12 protein-coding genes and 2 rRNA genes are annotated in these 18,534 nt (G+C 66.8%); 12 read left to right on the top strand and 2 right to left on the bottom strand.

Annotated features, from left to right (window positions below):
- Positions 1-4: 4 nt before the first annotated feature.
- The gene (locus OG230_RS13900) at positions 5-433 is read right to left on the bottom strand and encodes a metallopeptidase family protein (RefSeq protein WP_328911394.1); all 429 of its coding nucleotides are present in this window, start codon (positions 431-433) and stop codon (positions 5-7) included.
- A 270-nt stretch (positions 434-703) separates the two neighbouring features.
- Here OG230_RS13900 and OG230_RS13895 point away from each other — a divergent pair, with 270 nt between their 5' ends.
- From OG230_RS13895 to OG230_RS13855, 9 genes are all read left to right on the top strand, one after another.
- Entirely contained in the window at positions 704-1,132 is a 429-nt protein-coding gene (locus OG230_RS13895; protein ID WP_328910508.1) for a DUF3499 domain-containing protein, read from the top strand.
- Between the two features lie 142 nt (positions 1,133-1,274).
- On the top strand, positions 1,275-2,891 hold the full coding sequence (locus OG230_RS13890) for an L-lactate permease (RefSeq protein WP_328910507.1): 1,617 nt from the start codon (positions 1,275-1,277) through the stop codon (positions 2,889-2,891).
- A 74-nt stretch (positions 2,892-2,965) separates the two neighbouring features.
- Positions 2,966-4,336 (top strand): phosphomannomutase/phosphoglucomutase, encoded by a 1,371-nt coding sequence (locus OG230_RS13885; protein ID WP_328910506.1) that lies wholly within the window; start codon positions 2,966-2,968, stop codon positions 4,334-4,336.
- A 241-nt stretch (positions 4,337-4,577) separates the two neighbouring features.
- On the top strand, positions 4,578-4,760 hold the full coding sequence (locus OG230_RS13880; protein WP_277326520.1) for a Trm112 family protein: 183 nt from the start codon (positions 4,578-4,580) through the stop codon (positions 4,758-4,760).
- A 125-nt stretch (positions 4,761-4,885) separates the two neighbouring features.
- Positions 4,886-6,019, top strand: a complete 1,134-nt coding sequence (locus OG230_RS13875) for an SIS domain-containing protein (RefSeq protein ID WP_328910505.1) — start codon at positions 4,886-4,888, stop codon at positions 6,017-6,019.
- Between the two features lie 75 nt (positions 6,020-6,094).
- Positions 6,095-7,258 carry a mannose-6-phosphate isomerase, class I gene (manA, locus tag OG230_RS13870; RefSeq protein ID WP_328910504.1) on the top strand — a complete coding sequence of 388 codons (1,164 nt, stop codon included), beginning with the start codon at positions 6,095-6,097 and terminating at the stop codon, positions 7,256-7,258.
- An 87-nt stretch (positions 7,259-7,345) separates the two neighbouring features.
- Positions 7,346-8,326 carry a cation diffusion facilitator family transporter gene (locus tag OG230_RS13865; protein ID WP_328910503.1) on the top strand — a complete coding sequence of 327 codons (981 nt, stop codon included), beginning with the start codon at positions 7,346-7,348 and terminating at the stop codon, positions 8,324-8,326.
- A gap of 295 nt (positions 8,327-8,621) precedes the next feature.
- Entirely contained in the window at positions 8,622-10,079 is a 1,458-nt protein-coding gene (gene ahcY / locus OG230_RS13860) for an adenosylhomocysteinase (RefSeq protein WP_328910502.1), read from the top strand.
- A gap of 147 nt (positions 10,080-10,226) precedes the next feature.
- Complete coding sequence (locus OG230_RS13855) at positions 10,227-10,844, top strand: hypothetical protein (RefSeq protein ID WP_328910501.1); 618 nt, start codon at positions 10,227-10,229, stop codon at positions 10,842-10,844.
- Here OG230_RS13855 and OG230_RS13850 read toward each other — a convergent pair.
- Positions 10,841-11,749, bottom strand: a complete 909-nt coding sequence (locus tag OG230_RS13850; protein ID WP_328910500.1) for an RDD family protein — start codon at positions 11,747-11,749, stop codon at positions 10,841-10,843. The two genes, OG230_RS13855 and OG230_RS13850, sit on opposite strands and share 4 nt — an antisense overlap.
- Before the next feature lie 121 nt (positions 11,750-11,870).
- Here OG230_RS13850 and OG230_RS13845 point away from each other — a divergent pair, with 121 nt between their 5' ends.
- From OG230_RS13845 to OG230_RS13835, 3 genes are all read left to right on the top strand, one after another.
- On the top strand, positions 11,871-12,878 hold the full coding sequence (locus OG230_RS13845) for a stage II sporulation protein M (protein WP_328910499.1): 1,008 nt from the start codon (positions 11,871-11,873) through the stop codon (positions 12,876-12,878).
- Between the two features lie 693 nt (positions 12,879-13,571).
- A 16S ribosomal RNA gene (locus OG230_RS13840) occupies positions 13,572-15,097 on the top strand.
- A gap of 297 nt (positions 15,098-15,394) precedes the next feature.
- Positions 15,395-18,521 (top strand): 23S ribosomal RNA (locus OG230_RS13835).
- Together the 16S and 23S rRNA genes form the textbook arrangement of a ribosomal RNA operon.
- Positions 18,522-18,534: the final 13 nt, after the last annotated feature.

Genomic DNA, 18,534 nt, shown 5'->3' with positions numbered 1-18,534 from the left:
GGCCCTACTCCTGCCCGTACCTCGGATCGACGGACTCAGGGGCCAGCCCGAGCAGCTCCGCGACCTGCTCGACCACGACCTCGTGCACCAGCAGGGCGCGTTCGTCGCGGCTCTTGGTGCGGATCTCGACCGGGCGCCGGTAGACGACGACCTGCGCGGGCTGTCCCTTCTCGGCGGAGACCGCGCGCCCGAGCGGCACCGTGTCACCGAGCGTTCCCGGAACGTCGAGGACCTGGAAGTCGACATCCGCCAGTTGCGGCCAGCGCCGCTCCAGCCGCTCCACCGAGTCCTGCACGAGGTCGCGGAACATCTCGCCCCTGCTCGCCGACAGCGGCACCTGGGGCGGCGCCACGGGCCCTCGCATGCCGCGGCCGTGACGGTCGCGGCGCCGGGGGCGGGGCTCGGGCGGGTGGGGAGGTACGGAACTGTCCATCACCGACGCAGCGTAACTCTCCGCACGGCGAGCCGATCGCGGCTCCTGCGCAGGCCATGTGTGTGTCCGCTTCTGAACATTCCGGCCAAGGTGAGTCCGGATCAGGCCCCGACTCCGACAGTCGTTCGCGCGCCAAATGACAGCTTGTGTTCACGGCAATGGCCGGAATCCGTCGGGCGGTGGCCGGTGCCCTTCTGCTGCCGCGCAGGTCAGGGTAGTTGCTCCGAAGCCGGTTGTGCCGGAGGTCACAGGGCGACACGTGGGGGTGAGGTGCGGGAGAGTCGTCGCAGCCCGCTCAAGAGTGCGGTACCGTCCAACATCGTGAGCCCTGTACGTCGCTGTTCGCGAACTGCGTGCGGCCGCCCTGCCGTCGCGACACTGACGTACGTCTATGCCGATTCGACTGCGGTCCTCGGCCCGCTCGCCACCTATGCCGAGCCCCACTGCTACGACCTGTGCGCCGAACACAGTGAGCGGCTGACCGCGCCACGTGGCTGGGAAGTGGTCCGGCTCTCCGATCCCTCCGCTCCGGTCCGGCCCAGCGGTGACGATCTCGAAGCCCTCGCCAACGCGGTACGGGAAGCGGCGAGGCCGCACGACCGTGGACCGGGCGCCGGTAATCGCGGACCCCGCACGGCCGACCCGGTGGAGGTCGCGCGCCGCGGCCACCTGCGGGTGCTCCGCTCGCCCGATTCCTGAGGCCGCGCCGAGCCCGCCCCCCTCGATCTCCCCGTTCCGGAAATTTTCCTGTACGGGCCATTGACCGAGTCTTGTCGTGGACATGGCCATTCCCTCACCCGTGGGAGATCGCTTCCGCATCACGGAATCCGGGGAGGTCTGTGTGTTCGTCCAGCAACTCGAACCCGTAGCCGGTTCGCTCGCCCTGTCCGCCGCCGTCGCCGCATTGCCCCTGGTCACCGTCCTGGTCCTGCTCGGGGCGGTCCGGCTCAAGGCCCATCTGGCCGGACTCGTCGGCCTCACGGTCGCCGTGCTCGTCGGCTGGCTCGCGTACGGAATGCCGCTCGGCCAGACCCTCTCCGCCGGAGCACAGGGCGTCCTCTTCGGGCTCTTCCCCATCATGTGGATCGTCGTCAACGCCCTCTGGGTCTACCGGATGACCGTCCGCACCCAGCACTTCGACATCCTGCGCCGCTCCTTCGGGCGCCTCTCCGACGACCCCCGCATCCAGGCGCTCGTCATCGCCTTCTGCTTCGGCGCGCTCCTGGAGGCGCTGGCCGGCTTCGGCGCACCCGTCGCCATCTGCGCGGTGATGCTCGTGGCCCTCGGCTTCGACCCGGTGAAGGCCGCCGTCGTCGCGCTCGTCGCCAACACCGCACCCGTCGCCTTCGGCGCGATGGGCACCCCCGTCGTGACCCTCGCGCAGGTCACCGGCCTGCCGCTGGACGACGTCGCCGCCGTCGTCGGCCGCCAGACACCGCTGCTCGCCCTCGTCGTGCCACTCGTCCTGGTCGGCCTGGTGGACGGCGTCCGCGGCCTCCGCGAGACCTGGGTGCCCGCGCTCGTCTGCGGAGTGGCCTTCGCCGTCGCCCAGTTCGCGGCCTCCAACTACGTCTCCGCGCAACTCGCGGACATCGCCGCCGCGCTGGTGGGCGCCGGCGCGCTGGTCGCTGTGCCGGGCGCGCGCAAGCCCGCCGCGGAGCGCGTCCGCACGTCGGTACTGACCGGCGTACGGAGCGAGGACCTGGACCACGAGGACCCGCGCCGCGAAGTCCTGCGCGCCTACGCCCCGTACGCCCTCATCGTGGTGATCTTCTCCGTCGCCCAGATCCCGCCCGTCAAGCGGCTGCTCGCCGAGGCGACCCGCGTCTTCGACTGGCCGTACCTGAACGTCGTCGGCCCCACCGGCAAGCCCGTCGGCGCCAACCTCTTCACCCTCCCGGTCGTCGCCACCGGAGGCACCCTCGTCCTCCTCGCGGGCCTCGTCGCCGCCGTCGTCCTCGGCGTCCGGGCCCGCGACGCACTGCGCGAGTGGACGGCCACGGTCCACGAACTCCGGTACGCGATCCTCACCGTCACCTCCGTGCTCGCCCTCGCCTACGTCATGAACCTCTCCGGACAAGCCGCCACCATCGGCCAGTTCGTGGCCGCGGCAGGCGCCGGGCTCGCCTTCCTCTCGCCGGTCCTCGGCTGGTTCGGGGTGGCCGTCTCCGGCTCCGACACCTCCGCCAACGCCCTCTTCGGCGCGCTCCAGGTGTCGGCCGCACGCGAGTCCGGCCTCTCGCCGGAACTGCTCGCCGCCGCCAACAGCTCCGGGGGAGTGCTGGGCAAGATGATCTCCCCGCAGAACCTGACCATCGCCTGCGCGGCGGTCGGACTGGCCGGACGCGAAGGCGATCTGCTGCGCAAGGTCCTCCCGTGGAGCCTCGGCCTGCTCCTGGTGATGTGCCTCGTGGTGATGGCGCAGAGCACGGCCGTACTGGGCTGGATGCTCCCCTGACGGACGCCCCACCGGGGCCTTCGCCCCCGGCCGGGTAGTTTGGGCGCTCCGCAAAGACCCCAGGAGGACCGGCCGTGGTTGCTGATCTGTCGCAGCTCGTGAAGGCGTACGACGTGCGCGGAGTGGTGCCCGACCAGTGGGACGAGTCGTTGTCCGAACTGTTCGGCGCCGCCTTCGTCCAGGTCACCGACGCCGAAGCGATCGTGATCGGCCACGACATGCGGCCCTCCTCGCCGGGCCTGGCCGCGGCCTTCGCCCGCGGCGCGGCGGCGCGCGGAGCCGACGTCACCCTGATCGGCCTCTGCTCGACGGACCAGCTGTACTACGCCTCGGGGGCACTGGACCTGCCGGGCGCGATGTTCACGGCCTCGCACAATCCGGCCCGGTACAACGGCATCAAGATGTGCCGGGCGGGCGCCGCCCCGGTCGGCCAGGACACCGGCCTGACCGAGATCCGCACCCTGGTCGAGGACTGGTCCACGAACGGCGCCCCCCGCCCGGCCGCCGGCACCACCCCGGGCACGGTCACCGAGCGCGACACCCTCACCGACTACGCCGCGCACCTGCTCGGCCTGGTCGACCTGTCCGCGATCCGCCCCCTGAAGGTCGTCGTGGACGCCGGCAACGGCATGGGCGGCCACACCGTCCCCACCGTCTTCGCGGGCCTCCCGGTGGACCTCGTCCCCATGTACTTCGAACTGGACGGCACCTTCCCGAACCACGAGGCCAACCCCCTCGACCCGAAGAACATCGTCGACCTCCAGGCCCGCGTACTGGCCGAGGGCGCCGACCTCGGCCTCGCCTTCGACGGCGACGCGGACCGCTGCTTCGTCGTCGACGAGCGCGGCGCGGGCGTCTCCCCGTCCGCGATCACGGCCCTGGTCGCCGCGCGCGAGCTCGCCCGCAACGGGGGCAAGGGCACGGTCATCCACAACCTGATCACCTCCTGGTCGGTCCCCGAAGTGATCCGCGAGAACGGCGGAACCCCCGTCCGTACCCGCGTGGGCCACTCCTTCATCAAGGCGGAGATGGCCGAACACGGCGCGATCTTCGGCGGCGAGCACTCCGCGCACTACTACTTCCGGGACTTCTGGAACGCGGACACGGGCATGCTGGCCGCCCTCCACGTCCTGGCGGCCCTCGGCGGCCAGGAGTCCCCGCTCTCGGAACTCCTCGCCCAGTACGACCGCTACACGGGCTCCGGAGAGATCAACTCCACCGTCGAGGACCAGGCCGGCCGGCTGGCCGCGATCAAGGCGGCGTACGGCGACCGCGACGACGTCACCTTCGACGAACTGGACGGCCTCACGGCGACGTCCGGGGACTGGTGGTTCAACGTCAGGGCCTCCAACACGGAGCCCCTGCTGCGCCTGAACGTGGAGGCCCGGGACGAGCGGACGCTGACGGCCGTACGCGACGAGGTCCTGGCCCTGATCCGCGCCTGACGACGCACGTTCATCCCCCGTTCCTCCGGCATTCGAGGGGCGGGTCCAGGGTGGAGCCCGGTTTCGGGAAGAGGCGGTCGGGGGACGGGGCCGCCACGGGCAACCCCACCCCTTCCTCCGCCCCGCCCCGGCCGCGCCCCAGCCACCCCGGCGGTAGGCTGACGTCGCCTGATCCACGCGCCCCGCACCCCGGGACCGCGACCCGCGAACCGCTGTTCGAACGCCCGAAGGGACCCACCCCATGCCGCTCGAAGCCGGCCTCCTGGAGATCCTCGCCTGCCCGGCCTGCCACTCTCCGCTCGACGACCGGTCGGCAGCCGAGAGCCCGGAGCTCGTCTGCACCGGTACGGACTGCGGTCTGGCCTACCCGGTACGCGACGGCATCCCGGTGCTCCTCGTCGACGAAGCCCGCCGCCCCGCGTAACAGCGCGACCCGCGAGCACGGAGGCACGGGGGCACAGCGCGACCGGGTCGGCGACGACCACCGCCCGCACACCCGTATCCGTACCCGCACCCCGCACCCCGTACGGTGATCGGAGGCCCACCGCCATGCTCGACGAGTCATTGCTCGACGCCCCGGAAGCCCTGGCCCGCGCCGACCGCCGCGGCCTGCTGCGCGGCGCCGCCGAGGCCGGTGCCCGGGTCCGTACCGCCGCCCGGCACGCCGCCGAGGCAGGCATCGGCTCCCTGGCCCCGGAAGGCCGGCCCCGCGCCGTCCTCGTCGCGGGCCCCGGCGCCGCCGCCGCCGCGGTCGCCGACCTGATCGGCGCACTCGCGGGCGCCGCGGCCCCCGTCATCCGCATTCACCCCACCGGCGTCGCCCCCGCCGCAGGCGCCATGCGCTGGGCGCTCCCCGGCTGGGCCGGCTCCGTGGACCTCCTCCTCGTCGCCACGGCGGACGGCTCCGAACCGGGCCTCGCCCAGTTGGTCGACCAGGCGTACCGCCGAGGCTGCACGGTCGTCGCGGTCGCCCCCACCAGCTCCCCGCTCCGCGAGGCCGTCGACGGCATCCACGGCCTCGTCGTACCGATGGCGGCGGCCCCGCACGGCGAGTACGACGCGGAGACCGAGGCGGCCGGCCCCGGCACCCTCTGGGCGCTGCTCACCCCGCTGCTCGCGCTGCTCGACCGGCTGGGTCTTGTGGACGCGCCCGCCGAGGTGCTCCAGGGCGTCGCCGACCGCCTGGACCACACCGCCGAACGCTGCGGCCCCGCCATCGCGACGTACAGCAACCCGGCCAAGACCCTCGCCGCCGAACTCGCCGACAGCCTGCCGCTCATCTGGACGGAGAGCGGCGCCGCAGGCCCGGTCGGACGCCGGTTCGCCGCCGTGCTGACCGACCTCGCGGGCCGCCCGGCCCTCGCCGCCGAACTCCCCGAGGCACTGCCCTCGCACGGCCGGCTGCTGGCCGGGGCCTTCGCCGCAGGAGCCGATCCCGACGACTTCTTCAGGGACCGCGTCGACGAACCGGAGGCGTTGCACGCCCGCGTCGTCCTGCTCAGGGGCCGCCCCACCGGTGGCCTGAGCGCCGCCGCCGCCGCCCGCGAGCTCGCACTGAGCCACGACACGGCGATCAGCGAACTCGAACCGGAGGAGGGCGGCGACCTCGAAACCCTCGCCGAACTCCTCGCGATCACCGACTTCGCCGCCGTCTACGTGGCCCTGGCCTCCCGGAATCACTGACTCCGGAGCCCCGCACCCGTACCCCCCCGTAACCCTCACCCCTTCACGCCCACGCTTCCCACGAGGACGAACTCCATGGACCGGCTGTCCAACACCGTGCGCCCCTACGCCTGGGGCTCCACCACGGCCATCCCCGAGCTGCTCGGTATCGCCCCCACCGGCGAGCCGCAGGCCGAGATGTGGATGGGCGCCCATCCGGGAGCGCCGTCCAGGGTCACCCGCTCCGGCACCGAGCAACCCCTCACCGAGGTCATCGCGGCCGACCCGGCCCGCGAACTCGGCCAGGCGGCCGTCACCAAGTTCGGTCCCCGCCTCCCCTTCCTCCTGAAGCTCCTGGCCGCCGGCGCACCGCTCTCCCTCCAGGTCCACCCCGACCTCGACCAGGCCAGGCAGGGGTACGCGGACGAGGAGAGCAGGGGAGTGCCGATCGACGCCCCCCACCGCACGTACAAGGACGCCAACCACAAGCCCGAACTGATCTGCGCGCTCACCCCCTTCGACGGACTCTGCGGATTCCGCAGGCCCGCCGAGGCCGCCGACGCGATGGAGGCACTCGGCGTCGACTCCCTGAAGCCGTACGTGGACCTCCTGCGCGCGAAGCCCGAGGAGGCGGCGCTGCGCGAGGTACTGACGGCGATCCTCGGCGCCGAACCCGGCGAGATGGCGGCCACGGTCGCCGAGGCGGCAGCCGCCGCCGAACGCCTCGGCGGCGCCCACGCCCCGTACGCCCAGATCGCCCACCACTTCCCCGGCGACCCCGGCGTCATCGCGGCCATGCTCCTGAACTACGTACAACTGCAGCCCGGCGAGGCGCTGTTCCTCGGCGCCGGCGTTCCGCACGCCTACCTCGGCGGCCTCGGCGTCGAGATCATGGCCAACTCGGACAACGTGCTGCGCTGCGGACTCACCCCCAAGCACATCGACGTCCCCGAACTCCTGCGCATCGTCCGCTTCGAGGCGACCGAGCCGGGCGTCCTGCGCCCCGAGGCGGCGCCGTCCGGCGAAGAGCCGTACGAGACCCCGGTCGACGAGTTCAGGCTGTCGCGCTACGACCTGTCTCCCGGTGCGGACCCCGTCGACCTGACGGCGGCGACCCCGCAGATCCTGCTCTGCACCTCCGGCGCTCCCCGCGTCGGCGACCTCGAACTCGCGGCCGGCGAATCGGTCTTCGTCCCCGCGGACGAAAAGGTCGAAGTCTCCCGTACGGGAACGCTCTTCCGGGCAACCGTGGTGGCTTGACGTACCGTCCGCACCAGGCGGCTGCAACAATGTCCGGCCGTACCGCGGCGCCGTGCCGCAGCACCGAGGAAGGGACACCAGGCACCCATGAGCGCGTCAGGCGGAACCAAGGCGATCGTGGCGGCACTAGCCGCCAACCTCGCGATCGCAGTCGCCAAATTCGTGGCGTTCGTCTTCAGTGGCTCGTCGTCGATGCTCGCGGAAAGCGTCCACTCGCTCGCCGACTCGGGGAACCAGGGCCTCCTGCTCCTCGGCGGTAAGAGGGCCAAGCGCGCAGCCACGCCCGAGCATCCCTTCGGCTACGGGCGCGAGCGCTACATCTACGCCTTCCTGGTCTCCATCGTGCTGTTCTCGGTCGGTGGCATGTTCGCGATCTACGAGGGCTACGAGAAGATCAAGCACCCGCACCCGATCGAGGCCTGGTACTGGCCGGTCGGCGTGCTGGTCTTCGCGATCATCGCCGAGAGCTTCTCCTTCCGTACGGCCATCCAGGAGTCCAACCTCACCCGCGGTGACCGCTCCTGGACGGAGTTCGTCCGCCACTCGAAGGCCCCCGAGCTCCCCGTCGTCCTCCTGGAGGACCTCGGCGCACTCGTCGGCCTTTTCCTGGCCCTCGGCGGCGTGGGCCTGGCCCTCGGCACCGGCGACGGCGTCTGGGACGGCATCGGCACCCTCTGCATCGGCATCCTGCTGATCGCCATCGCGATCGTGCTCGCCCTGGAGACGAAGTCCCTCCTGCTCGGTGAGTCCGCGGGGATCGAGGACGTCGAGAAGATCAAGGCGGCGGTCGTCGACGGCAAGACCGTCACCCGCATCATCCACATGCGGACCCTCCACCTGGGCCCGGAAGAACTCCTGGTGGCAGCCAAGATCGCGGTCGAGCACGACGAGAACGCCACCGAGGTCGCCCACGCCATCAACGCCGCCGAGTCCCGCATCCGCGAAGCCGTCCCGATCGCCCGGGTCATCTACCTGGAGCCCGACATCTACAACGAGGCAGCCGCCGCGAAGGGCGCCAACCCGGGGAAGACCCCCGGCGCCCCGGACCCGACGGAATCCGGCCACTGAGCAGGGGCTGACCGGCCGCCGACGCGCTGCCGACGAGCCACGGACCGCTTCCCCGGACGGCCCGGTGATCGCCTGAGCCCCTGGACGGGCTGGGGCTCACCGGGCCGTTCGGTGTAGATTCTTATGGAGTAACAGACGTCGCTGCTGATGGCGGTCGATCGGTCCGCACTGCGGGCCGGCCGAGGGAGAGAGGGCCTCCGACGGACTGCACTGCGGACTCCCCGGGCATTCGTGTGCCCGCCGCCGCAGAGCCAGCCCAAGCCCACCCTCGACGCTTCACGAGGAGCAGCCCGTTATGACGACGGTCGCCAATCGCCAGGACTTCAAGGTCGCCGACCTTTCCCTTGCCACCTTCGGGCGCAAGGAGATCACCCTCGCCGAGCACGAGATGCCCGGCCTGATGTCGATCCGCAAGGAGTACGCCGCCACGCAGCCGCTGGCAGGCGCCCGGATCACCGGTTCGCTGCACATGACGGTGCAGACGGCCGTCCTCATCGAGACCCTGGTCGCCCTCGGCGCCGAGGTCCGCTGGGCCTCCTGCAACATCTTCTCCACCCAGGACCACGCGGCAGCGGCCATCGCCGTCGGCCCGACCGGCACCCCGGACGCCCCCGCCGGCGTCCCGGTCTTCGCCTGGAAGGGCGAGACGCTGGAGGAGTACTGGTGGTGCACGGAGCAGGCTCTGACCTGGCCGAACACCCCCACCGGCGGCCCGAACATGATCCTCGACGACGGTGGCGACGCCACCCTCCTCGTGCACAAGGGCGTCGAGTTCGAGAAGGCGGGCGAGGCTCCCGACCCGGCGACGGCGGACAGCGAGGAGTACGCGCACATCCTCACGCTGCTGAACCGCACCCTCGGTGAGGCCCCGCAGAAGTGGACCCAGCTGGCGTCCGAGATCCGCGGCGTCACCGAGGAGACCACGACCGGTGTCCACCGTCTGTACGAGATGCACCGCGACGGCACCCTCCTTTTCCCGGCGATCAACGTCAACGACGCCGTCACCAAGTCGAAGTTCGACAACAAGTACGGCTGCCGCCACTCGCTGATCGACGGCATCAACCGCGCCACCGACGTCCTGATCGGCGGCAAGACCGCCGTCGTCTGCGGCTACGGCGACGTGGGCAAGGGCTGCGCGGAGTCCCTGCGCGGCCAGGGCGCCCGCGTGATCATCACCGAGATCGACCCGATCTGTGCCCTTCAGGCGGCGATGGACGGCTACCAGGTCGCCACGCTCGACGACGTCGTCGGCCAGGCCGACATCTTCATCACCACGACGGGCAACAAGGACATCATCATGGCCGCGGACATGGCCAAGATGAAGCACCAGGCGATCGTCGGGAACATCGGCCACTTCGACAACGAGATCGACATGGCCGGCCTCGCGAAGATCGACGGCATCGTCAAGGACGAGGTCAAGCCGCAGGTCCACACCTGGACGTTCCCCGACGGCAAGGTCCTGATCGTGCTCTCCGAGGGCCGTCTGCTGAACCTGGGCAACGCCACCGGCCACCCCTCGTTCGTCATGTCCAACTCGTTCGCGGACCAGACCCTGGCCCAGATCGAGCTGTTCACGAAGCCCGGGGAGTACCCGACCGACGTCTACGTGCTGCCCAAGCACCTCGACGAGAAGGTCGCCCGCCTCCACCTGGACGCACTCGGCGTGAAGCTCACGACCCTGCGCCCCGAGCAGGCCGCGTACATCGGCGTCGAGGTCGACGGCCCGTACAAGTCCGACCTCTACCGCTACTGATCCACCCGTCGGCGCCCGGTCGTCACCACCCGGCGCCGACGGAGGGAAACAGCCTCAGCAGCAGCTACGAGCGCAGGCCCCCGCACCCCCGTGCCGGGGGCCTGCCCCGTATCGCACCCGCACAGCCCGAGGAACCCGAAGGACCCCATGCCCCGCGGCCGATATTCGCTCCACGATCTCCACGACCACACCCCCCTCGGCGAAGAACACTTCCACTGCGCCCCCGGCCCCTCCGGCTGGCGCTACGTCTCCCAGACCACGGCCCCGTCGGGGGACCACCTCGGCTCCGTCGACCTCACCCTCGACGAACTCGGCCGCCCCATCCGTCTGGAGCTCCATGCCAGGAGCTGGCAGATCCGCGGTGCCGCCCTGGAAGGCGTCACCTGGGTCCGGACCGACCCGACCGGAACACACGCGACCGAAGGCAACGTCCGCGCCCACGCCTTCTCCGGCACGTCCCCCGCGTTCCTCGTCGCCACCGCACGACTCCTGCGCCTCACCCCCGATTCCCCCGAGACCCGGGTCCGCCTGGTCACCTTCACGGATCCGGTCCTCGCCCCCCGCACTGTCGATCAGTCCTGGGCCCTGGTGAACAGTGAAGCCCATGCCACTGACAACGGCCCCCTGATCGTGGACGAATACCAGGTCAGCGCCCTGGACACGGGCGACAGGCACACGGTTCACCTCGCCGGCGACGTGGTCCTCTCGGCTCCTGGCATCGAGCTGGAGCACCTCGAATCCCCGCCCTCACCCGCGCCGAACTAGGCAGGCGGAGCGAACCCGGTCGAAGGAGCCCCCTCAGGCTTCACCACCGGAACTCCCACCTCAGGCGTCGCGGGAACACCACCGGCAACCGGAACGGGCGCGGACACCACCGGCTGCACCGCAGGAGTCGCCGCCCCTCCGGCCGCCCCGGCAACGCCAGGCGCGAAGGCCCGCCGCACATCCCGCGCCTGCCGCTCGTTCACCACCGCGGCCAGATAGGCCGCCGCGGGAACCCCCTGCGGCACGGGAGCCCCGGTCCGCACGGCCAGGTCGCCGGCCAGCCGCTGCGCCACCGACCAGCCCACCCCGGCATCGAGTTGGTGCATACGCGTCAAATACTGCCGAATCGCCAGCCAGAGCTCGTCGGGAACCGACGACAGGTCCAGCTGCGCGAACCGTCCCACCAGCCACGGCGGCGGAGGCGGCACGGCGAGGGCCCGCCCGGCCGGCACCCGCTCGCGTATGACGAGCGTTCCCGCGAAGACGTCGCCGAGCCGCCGCCCGCGCGCCGACACCAGCGACGAAACGCAGGCCACGACGCCGAACGTCATCAGAATCTCGACGATCCCCATCGCGCCCCGCACGAGCGCGTGCCGGAACCGGATCGGCCCCCCGTCGTCACGCACCACGCGCAGCCCGCAGGCCAGCTTCCCCAGCGAACGCCCGTGGCTCAGTGTCTCCACCGCGATGGGCCCGCCCACCAGCACAAGGAGGAAGGTCGCGACCGCGATCGCCGCCTTCGCCGCCTCGTCGAGCGACACCGTCGCTATGGCAAGGCCGATGGAGATCAGTACGAATACAAAGAGAACCACCGCGAGGTCGATCGCAATCGCCAACGCCCGGCTCGGCAGCCTCGCCGGCCGCAACCCCAACACGACCGCGTCACCGGTCACCAGCTCGTTCATCGCCGCCCCCACCCTTCGCCGACCTTCCCTGCCCCTCGGAACCTCAGTCTGCCAAGCTGACCCGCAACGCGCCGCAGTAGTACGGACCCGTACGCACCCATGCCTGGAGCAGCAGCCGACCATGGATCTCGACGTCTTCATAACCGCCCACCGCACCGAGTGGGACCGCCTGGACCACCTCCTGCACCGTGGAAGGCAGCTCACCGGTGCCGAGGCGGATGAACTCGTCGCGCTCTACCAGCGCACGGCGACCCACCTGTCCCTGATCCAGTCGAGCGCCCCGGACCCCGTACTCACCGCCCGCCTCACACAGCTGGTGGCCCGGGCCCGCTCCACGGTCACCGGAACCCGCAAGGCTTCCTGGCGCGACGCCGCCCAATTCCTGACCGCCGGCTTTCCCGCAGCCGTCTACCGCTCCCGGCACTGGTGGGTCCCCACCGCCGTACTCTCCACGCTGCTCGCCGCACTCATCGGCTGGTGGATCGGCACGCACCCCGAAGTCCAGTCGGCGATCGCGGCCCCGGACGACCTGCGCCGGCTCACCCAACCCGGCGGGGAGTACGAGACGTACTACTCCAGCCACCCGGCGGCATCCTTCGCCGCCCAGGTCTGGACGAACAACGCACAGGCGGCGGCCATGTGCCTGGTCCTCGGTGCCTTCCTCTGCGTACCGGTCATCTACATCCTCTTTGTCAACGTCCTCAATCTCGCCGTGGGCATCGGCCTGATGTCCTCGGCCGGCCGCCTGGACACCTTCCTGGGCCTCGTCCTCCCGCACGGTCTGCTCGAACTGACCGCGGTGTTCGTGGCAGCCGGTACGGGCCTACGGCTCGGCTGGACCGTCATCGACCCCGGCCCGCACACGCGGCGCTCCGCTCTGGCCCAGCAGGGCCGCGCCGCGATCGGTATGGCAATCGGACTGGCCCTGGTGCTGTTCATCTCGGGACTCATCGAGGGCTTCGTAACCCCTTCCGGCCTGCCGACCTGGGCCCGCATCTCCATCGGCATCGCGGCTGAGCTGGCATTTCTCGCGTACGTCTACATCCTCGGAGGCCGAGCGGCCCGCGCCGGGAACACCGGCGACCTCGATGCCCAGGAACGCAGCGCCGAACTGCCCTCCGCGGCCTGAGGACCGATGTGCAACCGACCCCGCTGACCTGCTAGTCTCCTCTTCGCCCACAAAAACTGTTGACACGGTCTGCGTGGGGAGGTAGATTCTAAAAGTTGCCCCGGACTGGACAAGTGCGGGTTTAACGGTTAGAGTTCATCTTGCTCGTACCGGGAGCTGCAAGATTCCCGCAGAGCCATCGATTCTCTTATTTTGAAATCATCCGGCCCGTTCAATCGGCCGAAACATTTCTGATAAAGTCGGATCAGCCGAAAGGCAAAGGCCCCCAGCTGGCCGCTGGAATCAAATTCGGACCGGAAACGGAACGGAAATGAATCTGGTAAGGTTGGACTCGCCGGAAAGGGAAACGCGAAAGCGAAGAACTGGAAAGCGAAACCCGCTTCGACCGGGAATCGGACACGAAAGAGTCTGATAGAGTCGGAAACGCAAGAACGAAGGGAAGCGCCCGGAGGGCCCCGGTGAAACGGGACCGAAGGAAGCGTCCGTTCCTTGAGAACTCAACAGCGTGCCAAAAGTCAACGCCAGATATGTTGATACCCCGGCCTGCTTCGGCAGGTTGGTGGTTCCTTTGAAAAGTCCTGTTCGGCCTTAACGGTCCGGGCAGGCAACACTAGCGAGGACGCAGTGAACGACCGGTCATATTCCGACTCGGTCGTTCCGCTCTCGTGGTGTCGTCCCGATTACGGGAAAACATTCACGGAGAGTTTGATCCTGGCTCAGGACGAACGCTGGCGGCGTGCTTAACACATGCAAGTCGAACGATGAAGCCCTTCGGGGTGGATTAGTGGCGAACGGGTGAGTAACACGTGGGCAATCTGCCCTTCACTCTGGGACAAGCCCTGGAAACGGGGTCTAATACCGGATAACACTCTGTCCCGCATGGGACGGGGTTAAAAGCTCCGGCGGTGAAGGATGAGCCCGCGGCCTATCAGCTTGTTGGTGGGGTAATGGCCTACCAAGGCGACGACGGGTAGCCGGCCTGAGAGGGCGACCGGCCACACTGGGACTGAGACACGGCCCAGACTCCTACGGGAGGCAGCAGTGGGGAATATTGCACAATGGGCGAAAGCCTGATGCAGCGACGCCGCGTGAGGGATGACGGCCTTCGGGTTGTAAACCTCTTTCAGCAGGGAAGAAGCGAAAGTGACGGTACCTGCAGAAGAAGCGCCGGCTAACTACGTGCCAGCAGCCGCGGTAATACGTAGGGCGCAAGCGTTGTCCGGAATTATTGGGCGTAAAGAGCTCGTAGGCGGCTTGTCACGTCGGATGTGAAAGCTCGGGGCTTAACCCCGAGTCTGCATTCGATACGGGCTAGCTAGAGTGTGGTAGGGGAGATCGGAATTCCTGGTGTAGCGGTGAAATGCGCAGATATCAGGAGGAACACCGGTGGCGAAGGCGGATCTCTGGGCCATTACTGACGCTGAGGAGCGAAAGCGTGGGGAGCGAACAGGATTAGATACCCTGGTAGTCCACGCCGTAAACGTTGGGAACTAGGTGTTGGCGACATTCCACGTCGTCGGTGCCGCAGCTAACGCATTAAGTTCCCCGCCTGGGGAGTACGGCCGCAAGGCTAAAACTCAAAGGAATTGACGGGGGCCCGCACAAGCAGCGGAGCATGTGGCTTAATTCGACGCAACGCGAAGAACCTTACCAAGGCTTGACATATACCGGAAAGCATCAGAGATGGTGCCCCCCTTGTGGTCGGTATACAGGTGGTGCATGGCTGTCGTCAGCTCGTGTCGTGAGATGTTGGGTTAAGTCCCGCAACGAGCGCAACCCTTGTTCTGTGTTGCCAGCATGCCCTTCGGGGTGATGGGGACTCACAGGAGACTGCCGGGGTCAACTCGGAGGAAGGTGGGGACGACGTCAAGTCATCATGCCCCTTATGTCTTGGGCTGCACACGTGCTACAATGGCCGGTACAATGAGCTGCGATGCCGCGAGGCGGAGCGAATCTCAAAAAGCCGGTCTCAGTTCGGATTGGGGTCTGCAACTCGACCCCATGAAGTCGGAGTTGCTAGTAATCGCAGATCAGCATTGCTGCGGTGAATACGTTCCCGGGCCTTGTACACACCGCCCGTCACGTCACGAAAGTCGGTAACACCCGAAGCCGGTGGCCCAACCCCTTGTGGGAGGGAGCTGTCGAAGGTGGGACTGGCGATTGGGACGAAGTCGTAACAAGGTAGCCGTACCGGAAGGTGCGGCTGGATCACCTCCTTTCTAAGGAGCATCTAGATTCTCTTCGGGGAATCCAGAGACCATTTCGTCGGCAAATGTTCGACGGTGGTTGCTCATGGGTGGAACGTTGACTATTCGGCACGACAGGTTGTTTCTTCGAGTACTGCTTCGGCGTGGAAAGAAGAAATGGATCGGTCGGGTCGGGCACGCTGTTGGGTATCTGAAGGTACGGCCGTAAGGTCGCCTTCTGCTGCCGGCCCCAGTGAACTCGCCTGTAAGGGTGGGGTGATGGGTGGCTGGTCGTTGTTTGAGAACTGCACAGTGGACGCGAGCATCTGTGGCCAAGTTTTTAAGGGCGCACGGTGGATGCCTTGGCACCAGGAACCGATGAAGGACGTGGGAGGCCACGATAGTCCCCGGGGAGCTGTCAACCAAGCTTTGATCCGGGGGTTTCCGAATGGGGAAACCCGGCAGTCGTCATGGGCTGTCACCCACTGCTGAACACATAGGCAGTGTGGAGGGAACGCGGGGAAGTGAAACATCTCAGTACCCGCAGGAAGAGAAAACAACCGTGATTCCGGGAGTAGTGGCGAGCGAAACTGGATGAGGCCAAACCGTATGCGTGTGATACCCGGCAGGGGTTGCGCATGCGGGGTTGTGGGATCTCTTTTTCATAGTCTGCCGACTGTGAGACGAGTCAGAAACCGTTGGTGTAGGCGAAGGACATGCGAAAGGTCCGGCGTAGAGGGTAAGACCCCCGTAGCTGAAACATCAACGGCTCGTTTAAGAGACACCCAAGTAGCACGGGGCCCGAGAAATCCCGTGTGAATCTGGCGGGACCACCCGCTAAGCCTAAATATTCCCTGGTGACCGATAGCGGATAGTACCGTGAGGGAATGGTGAAAAGTACCGCGGGAGCGGAGTGAAATAGTACCTGAAACCGTGTGCCTACAAGCCGTGGGAGCGTCGCTGTATGTGCTTGCACATGCAGTCGTGACTGCGTGCCTTTTGAAGAATGAGCCTGCGAGTTAGCGGTGTGTAGCGAGGTTAACCCGTGTGGGGAAGCCGTAGCGAAAGCGAGTCCGAATAGGGCGATTGAGTTGCACGCTCTAGACCCGAAGCGGAGTGATCTAGCCATGGGCAGGTTGAAGCGGAGGTAAGACTTCGTGGAGGACCGAACCCACCAGGGTTGAAAACCTGGGGGATGACCTGTGGTTAGGGGTGAAAGGCCAATCAAACTCCGTGATAGCTGGTTCTCCCCGAAATGCATTTAGGTGCAGCGTCGTGTGTTTCTTGCCGGAGGTAGAGCACTGGATAGGCGATGGGCCCTACCGGGTTACTGACCTTAGCCAAACTCCGAATGCCGGTAAGTGAGAGCACGGCAGTGAGACTGTGGGGGATAAGCTCCATGGTCGAGAGGGAAACAGCCCAGAGCATCGACTAAGGCCCCTAAGCGTACGCTAAGTGGGAAAGGATGTGGAGTCGCAGAGACAACCAGGAGGTTGGCTTAGAAGCAGCCACCCTTGAAAGAGTGCGTAATAGCTCACTGGTCAAGTGATTCCGCGCCGACAATGTAGCGGGGCTCAAGCGTACCGCCGAAGTCGTGTCATTCATACACATATCCCCAACGGGAGTATGGATGGGTAGGGGAGCGTCGTGTGCCGGGTGAAGCAGCCGCGGAAGCGAGTTGTGGACGGTTCACGAGTGAGAATGCAGGCATGAGTAGCGATACACACGTGAGAAACGTGTGCGCCGATTGACTAAGGGTTCCTGGGTCAAGCTGATCTGCCCAGGGTAAGTCGGGACCTAAGGCGAGGCCGACAGGCGTAGTCGATGGACAACCGGTTGATATTCCGGTACCCGCTTTGAAACGCCCAGTACTGAATCAGGCGATGCTAAGTCCGTGAAGCCGGCCCGATCTCTTCGGAGTTGAGGGTAGTGGTGGAGCCGATGAACCAGACTTGTAGTAGGTAAGCGATGGGGTGACGCAGGAAGGTAGTCCAACCCGGGCGGTGGTAGTTCCCGGGGTAAGGGTGTAGGCCGTGTGATAGGCAAATCCGTCACACATTAAGGCTGAGACCTGATGCCGAGCCGATTGTGGTGAAGTGGATGATCCTATGCTGTCGAGAAAAGCCTCTAGCGAGTTTCATGGCGGCCCGTACCCTAAACCGACTCAGGTGGTCAGGTAGAGAATACCGAGGCGTTCGGGTGAACTATGGTTAAGGAACTCGGCAAAATGCCCCCGTAACTTCGGGAGAAGGGGGGCCATCACTGGTGATCCGATTTACTCGGTGAGCTGGGGGTGGCCGCAGAGACCAGCGAGAAGCGACTGTTTACTAAAAACACAGGTCCGTGCGAAGCCGTAAGGCGATGTATACGGACTGACGCCTGCCCGGTGCTGGAACGTTAAGGGGACCGGTTAGTGCACTTTCGGGTGTGCGAAGCTGAGAACTTAAGCGCCAGTAAACGGCGGTGGTAACTATAACCATCCTAAGGTAGCGAAATTCCTTGTCGGGTAAGTTCCGACCTGCACGAATGGCGTAACGACTTCTCGACTGTCTCAACCATAGGCCCGGTGAAATTGCACTACGAGTAAAGATGCTCGTTTCGCGCAGCAGGACGGAAAGACCCCGGGACCTTTACTATAGTTTGATATTGGTGTTCGGTTCGGCTTGTGTAGGATAGGTGGGAGACTTTGAAGCGGCCACGCCAGTGGTTGTGGAGTCGTCGTTGAAATACCACTCTGGTCGTGCTGGATGTCTAACCTGGGTCCGTGATCCGGATCAGGGACAGTGTCTGATGGGTAGTTTAACTGGGGCGGTTGCCTCCTAAAGAGTAACGGAGGCGCCCAAAGGTTCCCTCAGCCTGGTTGGCAATCAGGTGTTGAGTGTAAGTGCACAAGGGAGCTTGACTGTGAGACCGACGGGTCGAGCAGGGACGAAAGTCGGGACTAGTGATCCGGCAGTGGCTTGTGGAAGCGCTGTCGCTCAACGGATAAAAGGTACCCCGGGGATAACAGGCTGATCTTCCCCAAGAGTCCATATCGACGGGATGGTTTGGCACCTCGATGTCGGCTCGTCGCATCCTGGGGCTGGAGTCGGTCCCAAGGGTTGGGCTGTTCGCCCATTAAAGCGGTACGCGAGCTGGGTTTAGAACGTCGTGAGACAGTTCGGTCCCTATCCGCTGTGCGCGTAGGAATATTGAGAAGGGCTGTCCCTAGTACGAGAGGACCGGGACGGACGAACCTCTGGTGTGCCAGTTGTCCTGCCAAGGGCATGGCTGGTTGGCTACGTTCGGAAAGGATAACCGCTGAAAGCATCTAAGCGGGAAGCCTGCTTCGAGATGAGTATTCCCACCCCCTTTGAGGGGTTAAGGCTCCCAGTAGACGACTGGGTTGATAGGCCAGATGTGGAAGCCCGGTAACGGGTGGAGCTGACTGGTACTAATAGGCCGAGGGCTTGTCCTCAGTTGCTCGCGTC

Source organism: Streptomyces sp. NBC_00234 (genome assembly GCF_036195325.1).
In the GTDB taxonomy this organism is placed as follows: domain Bacteria; phylum Actinomycetota; class Actinomycetes; order Streptomycetales; family Streptomycetaceae; genus Streptomyces.
The sequence above is the reverse complement of the archived record's forward strand: the minus strand, read 5'-3'. Positions and strand labels throughout refer to the sequence as shown.